The 737-nt window shown below is 72.2% G+C and carries 1 protein-coding gene and 1 tRNA gene; one reads left to right on the plus strand and one right to left on the minus strand.

The window, feature by feature from the left end; all coding sequences use genetic code 11:
* Positions 1-147 precede the first annotated feature (147 nt).
* Positions 148-221 (plus strand) — tRNA-Gly (locus AC2CHG_RS31660).
* Between the two features lie 92 nt (positions 222-313).
* Here AC2CHG_RS31660 and AC2CHG_RS31665 read toward each other — a convergent pair.
* Positions 314-649, minus strand: a complete 336-nt coding sequence (locus tag AC2CHG_RS31665) for a tyrosine-type recombinase/integrase (protein ID WP_269704542.1) — start codon at positions 647-649, stop codon at positions 314-316.
* Positions 650-737: the final 88 nt, after the last annotated feature.

Consider the following 737-nt stretch of genomic DNA (forward strand, 5'->3'; position numbering starts at 1 on the left):
GGTGCGGCGGTGGTTGCGCACCACGAGATCCCGGACGCCGGCCTGGAACGCCTGCACGTCACATCCCGGCGGTACGTGCTCGGCGCTGCGCGGTGGCCGTGGTTCATTGGGTACGCTGTCGGCGCGCCCTGCTGTGGTGGGGCGCTCGCGGGCGTAGCTCAATGGCAGAGCTTCAGTCTTCCAAACTGACGGTGCGGGTTCGATTCCCGTCGCCCGCTCCAACAGCCTCCGGCCCAGGTCAGAGGCTGCGTCCCCCGATCCTGGGCCGGTCGGCCACTCCCCCGCTCCGATCTTGCGGGCCATCCGTGGGCCATTAGCTGCTCTGGCCGCCCTTGCGCCGGGTCTGCCGGGCGATCCGCTGGTCCATGGCCGAGGCGATCTCGCGGTCCCGCTCGCTGGTTGCGTGCTGGTAGATCAACGCCGCCCGCATGCTGGCGTGTCCCATTCGCTGCATTAGCTCGCGAGTGCTCGCGCCAGAGGCTGCGGCGAGGGTGTTGCCGGTATGGCGGAGGTCATGGAAGTGGAAGCCGGGCAGCCCGAGCGCTTCGACCGTCCGCGTCCACTTGGCCGCACGGCCGAAGTTGCCGGATCGCAGCAGCGCGCCCTTGTCGCCGGTGAAGACCAGGGCGTCAGCGTCGACGGCGGTCAAGGCGGCCCGCAAGCGGGCCGCGGGCGGCCGGCCCCCGCCCCCGTCGGCCCTACCCGCGGCCTACGCCCGGCCCCGCCGCCCCCCCAAA

Source organism: Micromonospora sp. ATLC20, from assembly GCF_057196585.1.